The sequence below is a fragment of the Blautia sp. BCRC 81119 genome, from assembly GCF_003184505.1.
Lineage (GTDB): Bacteria > Bacillota > Clostridia > Lachnospirales > Lachnospiraceae > Blautia_A > Blautia_A fusiformis.
Genome location: NZ_QJHD01000037.1, coordinates 22,224 through 29,599 on the forward strand (window position 1 = coordinate 22,224; position 7,376 = coordinate 29,599).

General features: G+C 38.7%; 6 protein-coding genes. 2 read left to right on the forward strand and 4 right to left on the reverse strand.

Annotated elements, in window-relative coordinates; all coding sequences use genetic code 11:
* Positions 1 to 289 precede the first annotated feature (289 nt).
* The 3 genes from DMI82_RS17990 to DMI82_RS20405 all read right to left on the reverse strand — a co-directional run bounded on the left by DMI82_RS17990 (position 290) and on the right by DMI82_RS20405 (position 3,565).
* On the reverse strand, positions 290 to 1,273 hold the full coding sequence (locus DMI82_RS17990; protein ID WP_110104147.1) for a 3'-5' exoribonuclease YhaM family protein: 984 nt from the start codon (positions 1,271 to 1,273) through the stop codon (positions 290 to 292).
* 277 nt (positions 1,274 to 1,550) lie between these two features.
* The gene (locus DMI82_RS20400) at positions 1,551 to 2,534 is read right to left on the reverse strand and encodes an anthrax toxin lethal factor-related metalloendopeptidase (protein ID WP_242981872.1); all 984 of its coding nucleotides are present in this window, start codon (positions 2,532 to 2,534) and stop codon (positions 1,551 to 1,553) included.
* Positions 2,535 to 2,557: 23 nt separating this feature from the next.
* Positions 2,558 to 3,565 (reverse strand): anthrax toxin lethal factor-related metalloendopeptidase, encoded by a 1,008-nt coding sequence (locus tag DMI82_RS20405; RefSeq protein ID WP_242981873.1) that lies wholly within the window; start codon positions 3,563 to 3,565, stop codon positions 2,558 to 2,560.
* Between the two features lie 389 nt (positions 3,566 to 3,954).
* Here DMI82_RS20405 and tnpA point away from each other — a divergent pair, with 389 nt between their 5' ends.
* Positions 3,955 to 4,368 (forward strand): IS200/IS605 family transposase, encoded by a 414-nt coding sequence (gene tnpA / locus DMI82_RS18010; RefSeq protein WP_110104149.1) that lies wholly within the window; start codon positions 3,955 to 3,957, stop codon positions 4,366 to 4,368.
* A 29-nt stretch (positions 4,369 to 4,397) separates the two neighbouring features.
* Positions 4,398 to 5,942, forward strand: a complete 1,545-nt coding sequence (locus DMI82_RS18015; RefSeq protein ID WP_110104150.1) for a hypothetical protein — start codon at positions 4,398 to 4,400, stop codon at positions 5,940 to 5,942.
* A 239-nt stretch (positions 5,943 to 6,181) separates the two neighbouring features.
* Here the strand turns inward: DMI82_RS18015 and DMI82_RS18020 are convergent, their stop codons facing one another.
* Positions 6,182 to 7,198 carry an Ig-like domain-containing protein gene (locus DMI82_RS18020; RefSeq protein WP_110104151.1) on the reverse strand — a complete coding sequence of 339 codons (1,017 nt, stop codon included), beginning with the start codon at positions 7,196 to 7,198 and terminating at the stop codon, positions 6,182 to 6,184.
* Positions 7,199 to 7,376: the final 178 nt, after the last annotated feature.

The window sequence follows — 7,376 nt, forward strand, 5'->3', positions numbered from 1 at the left end:
TTTCCTGCTCTTTTATCTTGGTACGCGCGAGTTATGCTCGCGTGCACCAAGCCTCGTAGAGGCTGACAAGCGAAGCCGTAAGGCTGAGTACAGTACATCACAAGGGCTGATAAATCGGCTTCCCGTACACGTCTAGCAACCTCCGAACCGACGCCCCGGACTATTTCGGCGTGCCTGGTCTCAACTCTCCACGTTCCTCAACGATAGATGCAATGCAAATACGACGACAAATGCAATTCCAAGCAAACAAAAAACCCGCAGCATCCGCTGCGGGCAATCTCCATAAAACTTATTTTTTTTCTTCGCCTTCCTCTTTCTTCTGAGGCACTCTCCAAGTCGGTCTGTATACCTTCTGGTCAAGCCCGAATACCTTGCCTGACATTTCGCCGGGTTTCAGTCCTTCCGCCTGTGTCTCAAACTGATACATATAAGAATCAATCATGTCAATGTGATGAAGTACCAATGCCTCCGGAATCGCCGGAACCGTTACTGCTTCATACTCATGTTTGCCATGATGAGAAAGAATCAAGTGCTGTAAGAGCATGATATCCTCTTCGTTCAGGCCCTCCTCTCTTGCTACCCTGCCTGCCAGTTCAGCACCAAGGAAAGCATGTCCCATCAATGTGCCTTTAACTGTATATTCTGAGGCGCCAAACTCATTTGTATCCAGCTCAAAAAGCTTTCCAATGTCATGAAGGATAGTCCCGGCTACTAACAGTTCTGTGTTGATGTCACGGCAATCCTTCAGCATTGAAGGTTCCTTGTTGTATACAGAAGTTGTATATGCTGCCATTTTGGTCATACGGTATGTATGATACAAAAGACCGCCACGGATATTATGATGGATAGACCTGCCGGCACCCCAAATCATGAGCTTATCCTTATTCTCCGCAAGGATTCTTTTAACTGTTGAGGCGTACACGCCGCATCTTCCGGCTGTCTTGTATAAGAAGTTATACATATATTCAGACTTCAGCGGTGCACCGCAAATGAATAAGGACGGGTCGGCCGAAGATTCAGTAATTTCACGGATGATATAACTCGGCTCACCTTTATATTCTTCCATCTTTACTTCAATCAAAACTGCCTGTCCTGGCTTAAACATAAATGTCTCTACTTTTTCATTCCATTTTTTGGCAATGACCTGAGATTCACCGTCGCTGATTCCGATGTTCAGAAATGTACCATTATTTCGATTTGTCTTTTCTTCGATGGTAACAATCACACATTCAACAGTCCCGATTCCATTTGGTTTGATTTCTTTAAGTTTCATAAAAAATTCTCCCTTCTTGTTTTTAATAATTTTTTTACTTTTTTAATATGCTGAAAATTTTAACGGCTGAAACAAAGAAACCGGCATTTCTGCCGGTTTGGGTGGCCTGGACAACAAGACGATGTCTAGGCCAGGCATAGAATAGCAAAGTCGTGCTATTCTCATATTTTTTGAATTTGTCTAGTAGCATAAGCGTCGGACATTGAGCACGAAATATAAGATGACAAAAAGATTGGCCGCGGCTTTCTATCTATCAGCTTCAGCGGCAATTGTATCTTTATTTCCAGAACGGTCCGTAGATTTCTTTAACTCTTGCAACACGTGTAGGCGTTACTTTTTTAACTGCATCTGATATAGCACTGCAGGTTTTAGGCAGCTTCTTCTTTGTTTCTGTTGGCTGTAAAATATAATCATGATAGGACTCAGCAAAATACTCAGTTGCGTTCTGTGTTGCATAACTTCTATTGATACCTGTAAATTTAGACTTTTCACTATTATAAATTGCAGCAAAGTCACTTGACCTATCTACGTTTCCGGCAACAAAAGCAAGGAAATGTCCCATCTCATGGTAGATAGTATCATCGCCCACAAACCTAAGTGTGATAGTTCTTTCATGTGCATTAAAGCATCCACCGTAGTTGACTGTCGGGTCATACTTTATTTTGAATCCAAGTTTATCAAAAGCAGATAGAACATTTGCATTCGCTTTTGGTGCCATCTTTTTTGCCAGGCTTCCATTATAGTCTTTGACTGTGACCTTGCATGTCATTGTCACGCCTGCACATCTTGCTGTTGCAGTTGTGGTTCCCGGTCCATATCCAACACCGTCGTATACTACCTTAGGATTTTTGTAAGTCCATATTACCGTAGAGTTTCCGGCATTTAATACTTTCAGGTTCAGTTTTTCAGTTACCATTATCGTTTTACTTGTACAATTTAATTTTGGCCTATTTTTTACAGTTACTTTATATACATATTTTACATTTTTACATGTGACTGAAAAGCTTGCGGTTCCTACTTTCTTTCCTGTAAGCTTTCCGGCTGTGGTCAGAGTATAATATGTATTATTTACTGCCTTCCATTTGAACCCACTCACATTTGGCTTTGCCAGTGTCTTTGAACTTCCGACACAGACGCTTTTTGAGGGCATATTTTTAGTTGTTACTGTCGCAGCATGTGCTGTTATTGCAAAAAATATTATTGAAATCATGAACATAACAACTATAACTGCAAATAGCCTTATTTCTTTATTCTTTTTCATTTGTATCTCCTCCTCTCTTATCTTCATACATCCTTCCATATGACCGCATATACTTTCTTAATTTTTTCTATTTGTGCATTTGTTACTTTTCCGAGTGCAGTTTGTATTGCTTTGTATGTTTTAGGACGTTCTTTTTTTAACCGTGCTGGTTCCAATACGTAATCCCTATAAGATTCAGCAAAGTATTCAGATGCGTTCTGTGTCGCATATGCTTTTCTTACTCCTGTAAACAAATTCTTTTCGCTTTCATATATAGTTTTAAATGTTTCATTTTTATCTGTGTTTCCAGAAATGAAAGCTAAGAAATGTCCAAGTTCATGATATATCGTGTCGTCATTATCACTTAATGTAATGCTCTTCGTTCTTGCTTCAAAATATCCGGCATAAGAAACTGTACAGTCAAATTTCAAATGGAAACCAAGTTTTTCAAATGCAGATAATACCTTTTCATCTGCTTTTGGGCCTGTTTTCCTCAATAAGCTACCATTGTATTGTTTTACAGTTACCTTACACGACATTTTTACTCCACCGTAATTTGCTGTAATTATTGTCGTTCCCGGATTACAAGCAAGCACCGTGCCTTTATAACCTCCAGCTACGTTTGTATTTGAGTTATTCCATACAGCGTTGAAGTTGTCACCGTTTATTATTTTTAATTTAAACTTATCTCCCACGCTCATCGTCTTGTTTGTACAGTTGAATTTTGGCTTGTTTTTTACTGCGATTTTATATACATACTTTACATTTTTGTATGTTATAGAAAAACTTGCCGTACCTGCTTTTTTGCCTGTTACTTTACCTCTTGTTGTTACTGAATAATAAGTATTATTGACAGTTTTCCACTTGAATCCGGTTATGTTTGGTTTTGTCAGTGTCTTTGAACTTCCGACAAAAACGCTTGTTGAAGGCATATTTTTTGTTGTTTTTGTTGCAGCATGTGCTGTTGTTGCAAACAGCATTATTGAAGTTATAAATGCAGCAAATATAACTGCAAATAATTTTGCTTCTTTGTTTTTCATTATATTTTTCATTATTTAATTCCCCCTTATTATTGATTGTTTTTTTTGTCATCGTTTTCGGCCCGTTTTAAGTATCTTCCCGCTTATGCATTTAATATGCTGAATATTTTTATTTTTTTGCACGAAAAATGGCCGGAAAATTCCGGCCAGACTTAAATGGAACTTTTTTAACATGATATTAATCCATTTCCAAAATTGATTGCTCGCTTTTATAAGCTTGCACTTTAGTCGTGAGTTATTAACCATTTTTTTCCATATCACAAAAAGGCAAAGTTGGATGCTGATGGATTTATCCGTGCAGAGGAAAACGACAAACGGACCCAAGTTTAAAAGCTTGACACTTTGTGCTATTTGTTCTATGATGTATATATCATAAATATTAAGTGAGATGGTTATAAAATATGAATTATCCAGAAGCAAAAAAAGAATATAAGCATTCTTCTCATCTAGTGTATAGTTGCCAATATCATATAGTATTTTGCCCCAAATACAGACGAAAGGTCTTGACTGAGGGAATTGCTAAACGGGCAAAGGAACTTTTTACACAAATAGCAGAAGAAAACGGTTTTGATATATTAGACATGGAAATCATGTCAGACCATGTTCATATACTTGTTGACTGCAATCCAAGATTTGGTGTTGAACATGTCGTAAAGCTATTAAAAAGAAAGAGTTCCCGTATATTACGTGATGAATTTCCTGAATTAAAAAGAAAGCTGCCTACTCTATGGACGCGTGCAGCATTCATCTCTTCGGTCGGTGCTGTCTCCTTAGGCGTTGTACAGCAGTATATCGAAAACCAGAAGAACGTATAGAAGAATTTAAGAAAGGAGGCCGGCATTATATGGCGAAAAGTACCACCCCGTCTTTCGTTGTGACGAGACGAATCATAACTGACGACCGTGGATATGACAAATTAAATAAGATAATGAGGATTACAGAGCGTATGTATAATGCCGGCGTAAGACACTGCATTAAGCAGCTGAACGAACTAAAAGAAGATATCTGGTATAAATATTGTCTGGGCCAGTTCTTCGCGTGCAAGGATGAGAAGGAAAGCAAACGATGGAGCAAGGAAATATTCATATGTGCTGCAGCGTATCAGCTTACCGAATATGACCTTCATGCATATTTCGGAAGAGGAAAGATTTCCGGATATGAAGGCGGAATCGGAATCAATATCGTACAGAAAACTGCTACGGCTCTCTATAGCGCAGCGAAGAAGGCAATCTTCGGAAAAATGATTCATTTCCGTAAATTTGAAGAAACATTTTCTTTTGAAGATAAAAAGGCAACATCAGGTATTATTTACAAAGATAAAGCAGATACCGTTACGGTATGCGGCACAACATTTAAATTAAAACCAATCAGAAAAAGCGATATATGGCTTCAGGAAGCAATGAGATACAAGGTAAAGTATTGCCGTGTCATCAGGGAGCCTTTCGGGATTCATTACCGCTTTTTCCTGCAGCTTGTAATGGAAGGCGTTCCGCCTCAGAAACATGCGATTGGAGCCGGAACAATGGCTATTGACCCAGGGGTTTCAACCATGACTTCATATAATGGAGGCAGGCTTTCCTTTAAAGAACTGGCTCTGGATGTCAATAAGTATCAGGAGAAAGTCATCAAGGAACAGAACCGCCTTTCCAGGCTGACAAGGATTAACAATCCGGAATGTTACGACGATAAAGGTGTACATATCAAGGGTATGCGGGTTCAATATTCAAAATCTATGAAAAGGGCAAAGATGAGACTCCGTACGGCATACAGGAAACAGCGCGTATATGTAGAGCAGTCAAACAACAACCTTGCCAATGAATGGCTTGAAGCTTCAGGCTCTGTGGTGAAGATTGAGACCATGAATTATAAGGGCTTACAGAAGAAATCTTCAAAGACTGAAAGACAGGATGAGGGATTTGCTGTGACAGATAAGACCGGAAGGAGACGCAGCATCCGTAAATTTAAACGAAGAAAGCGTTTTGGGGGAAGTATATTGAAGCATGCTCCGTCAGGCTTTTTGTCTACGATTAAGAGAAAAGTTATAGCCACTTGTGGAATTGTGATTGATGTAAGTGCTTCAAAACTGAAGGCAAGCCAGTATAATCACGCTTCAGATACATACGAAAAGGTATCGTTAAGCGACAGGGAAAAGATAATAGACGGCCATATGGTACAAAGAGACTGCTACTCTTCGTTTGTTATATTTTATGCAACCGATGATAACGAACCTGACAGGAAAGGATGCCTGAACGGTTTTGAAAAATTCTTAATATGTCAGGATAAATTGATAGAAGAAATGGCACATGATAATTTCAGCAACCCGAATTTCGGGACGAAACTGATAAATATAAAAAAGCAGCAGCTCCGTAAAGAGCCTGCTGCTGCGTAACTAGAATTATTCCACAGGCTCAGCTGCGAGCCCGCCTTTGTATATGTCCTGCATATACAGTGTAAGTACAGAGACAAGATTCATCTGCTTATCTTATGGAAAGCTTAAGAGGTAAAGTCCATCGTCCAATATAATCGTCTTATAACCCTGCAATACGGTCATTCCCGTCGGGTGCGGAGGATGAAAAACGGTGGCGTATGGAGACATCTAACCGGTTCTCTTTTGGGAACCCGCCAGATTTATCTGTGCGGAGCAGTCAGCTTATATACATTTTTAATCTTTGTAATTCTGTCTGGTGAATTTTGGATGGTCTGAACTGCATTTTTTACATATGTATATGTTTTAGGCCTGCTCTTTTTCAGGTTTGACTCATTCAAAATATAATCCCTGTAAGACTCCGCGAAATATTCTGAAGCATTTTGTGTTACATACGCTTTTCTTACTCCTGTATACTTGGATTTTTCAGTCTTATAAATTGTTGCGAATTCACTTCTTTTATCTACATTTCCGGCTATCCATGCGAGGAAATGCCCTAATTCATGGTATACAGTATCGTCTACACCATGAAGCGTAATGCTTTGATTTAAAGCTGAAAAATATCCCGCATAATAAACTGAGCCATCATATATTAACTTGAAATCCAAGTCTTCAAATGCCTTTAGTACGCATTCATTCGCCATCGGCGCAGCCTTTCTTACAAGGCTTTTTGAACTCTTTTTTACGGTCACTTTACAAGCATATGTAATACCTTCATATTTTGTAGATATTTTTACAACTCCTACGTTACAACCAGTAACATTCCCTGACGAACTTACTGTTGCAATCTTTTTGTTGCTACTCACCCAATTCCGTCCACCTGTCGTATTCAGAAGTTTCAGTTTGAAAGAATCCCCAACTTCCACTTTTTTTGATGTGTAATTAATTTTTGGCTTATTTTTTACATTTACGGTATAAGTATAGGACCGGCTTTTGCTTTTAGCTTTGATTTTTGTAGTCCCTGCTTTTTTTCCTGTTACTTTTCCTGCTTTGGAAACTGTCGCAATTCTACTATTTATTGAGGTCCATGTCACCCTCTCTCCCTTTGCCGGGTTCTTTAGTTTTATTGTGGTAGAGTTTCCGGTATATACAGAAATCGGTGTTCTAGAAATGCTTGCAATATACCTATTCGCAGCATGCACTGGGACAGTCATAAAAAATACTATAGTCAAAAGCATAATAGTTAACATAGTTTTTTCTGCGTTTTCTTTTACTCTCATATTCGTTATCTCCTTTGCCACTTGGCAGTTCTTTATTTATTACCAATATGACAAATAAAAAACTATAAATGAGCAAGTTCGTGATTTTGCATAAAAGAAAGACACCTCGATTCCATGTGTTGTATAATGAAAGTGCCAAAACAAACATTTGCAACATTTACGAAAGAAGGTGTCTCTC